The following is a 1799-nucleotide window of genomic DNA, read 5'->3' as shown; positions in this document are numbered from 1 at the left end:
GAAATCTAAACCTATACATCAATGTTTGAACTATAATTTTGCTAATCCTCTATCTTGCTCCTGAAGTTTGGTGCAGAAGTCAGCGAGGACAAGGTTTTGCCTTTATAGCGCCCATAAAACAGATGCTTAGGAGAGCCTATAACTTGAGAGCCGTAGATGCCGGTATGGCCTGAGAAAAGATAAGCTGTGAAGCAGGCTAATGCCATAAAGACAGCACTCTCCGATCCGAAAAGTTCTATAGACATAATCGTGCATGAGAGCGGCGTATTAGTAGCTCCCGAAAAAACAGCGACAAAGCCCATGCCGGCCATGAGGGCCATCGGCAAAGGCAAGGCTTGTGAGAGAGCATTACCCAGGGTGGCGCCGACATAAAAAAGCGGCGTTACTTCTCCCCCTTTAAAACCAGCCCCTAATGTAAAGGCTGTTAAAAATGTTTTCACCAGAAAATCATACCATTGAGCAGGCTCCTCAAAAGCGGAGAGTATAGTAGGTATACCTAAACCGATATACTTTGTCGTTCCCATCAGCCATACCACAGTTGCCACTACTAGCCCTCCTATAAAAGGCCTCAGTGGCGGGTAAGAGATCAGTTTCTTGAACAGCGACAGAAAGTAATAGGTGCTTTTAGAGAACAGCATTCCTGCCAAACCAAAGATAATTCCTGCGCCTAAGGTTAACGAAAGAGCCTCTAAGGTGATTTCAGGCACAAAAGGTATGTCATATTGTGTGTGCCCCACTTGCCAGGCATGGCAAGTATAGTTGGCAATGATAGCTGCCATAAGGCTTGGTAACAGTGCTTCGTAGCGGATGCGACCTAGTATGAAAACCTCCAGCCCAAAAAGCGCACCTGCCAGCGGAGTACCGAACAGAGAAGCAAACCCTGCACTTATACCTGCAATAATAATTACTTTTCTATCGCGGGGGCGCAGACGAAACAGATACGTAAATTGGTCTGCTATGGCTCCTCCCATTTGCATGGCGGTTCCTTCCCGGCCAGCAGAGCCTCCGAACAAATGAGTAACCAAGGTGCCAAAAAGAACCAGTGGCGCCATAAGGAACGGTATAACTTTCTTCGGCTTCTGAATTTCCTCTAGCAGCAGGTTATTGCCTTTGTTTGCATCGCCGCCGTAGTAATGGTATAGTAAACCCACTAAGAGTCCACCGACGGGCAAGAGCCAGATTATCTCTGTATTTGCTTCTCTGTATGTTGTTACCCAATCAAGCGCAACGAGAAAAAATGCGGATGCACTCCCTGCCAACACTCCTACTAAAGTGCATATAAGAAGCCATTTAGTTAAATAGAGCAAAGCAGCTGCCTGCTCTCCAGCGGATAGCACGTAACGAAGTGCGTTTTTGATACTTGAAGCGGGGTTGGTGTAATGTTTTTTCATGTTCAACTGATAACAAATATAAAGCACAAGCTTGTATAAGCACAAGTTTGGCCTTAGGAGTCATCAGCGCTGCCTGGGCAGGCGGTTTCAGGTGGTACCCCATCACCTTCAAGGCAAAGGTATTAAAAATGTCTTAAATCGTTTTTTACCAAGGCTAAATTTCTTTCTCTTTTCAAGTTACACCTACTACACAGAGTAGCACTCAGCCAATAAACTCCTGTAAAATCATACAGCATCTGTATTACCAGATCGGAGACATTGCCGCAGCTGTATTTGCACAAAACCGATGCAGTAAAAAAGCAGACATAGGTGCCGAAGCAGTGGTTTAGTAGATTTCTAAAGGATTTGAAAGACAATTTGCGTATCTTCAAGTATTACCAAAATTTTGTTTATAGACTGAAATTATAC

General features: G+C 44.7%; 1 protein-coding gene and 1 riboswitch. The gene reads right to left on the bottom strand.

Features of this window, described 5'->3' with window-relative positions:
- Window positions 1-41 precede the first annotated feature (41 nt).
- Window positions 42-1391 carry a voltage-gated chloride channel family protein gene (locus ACFQ2O_RS21460; RefSeq protein ID WP_377532917.1) on the bottom strand — a complete coding sequence of 450 codons (1350 nt, stop codon included), beginning with the start codon at window positions 1389-1391 and terminating at the stop codon, window positions 42-44.
- Window positions 1392-1438: 47 nt separating this feature from the next.
- Window positions 1439-1507, bottom strand: a riboswitch (Fluoride riboswitch).
- Between the last annotated feature and the right edge of the window lie 292 nt (window positions 1508-1799).

Source organism: Pontibacter rugosus, from assembly GCF_042678745.1.
Classification (GTDB): domain Bacteria; phylum Bacteroidota; class Bacteroidia; order Cytophagales; family Hymenobacteraceae; genus Pontibacter; species Pontibacter rugosus.
Note: the sequence above shows the minus strand (reverse complement) of the source record. Positions and strands in the feature narration are given on the sequence as shown.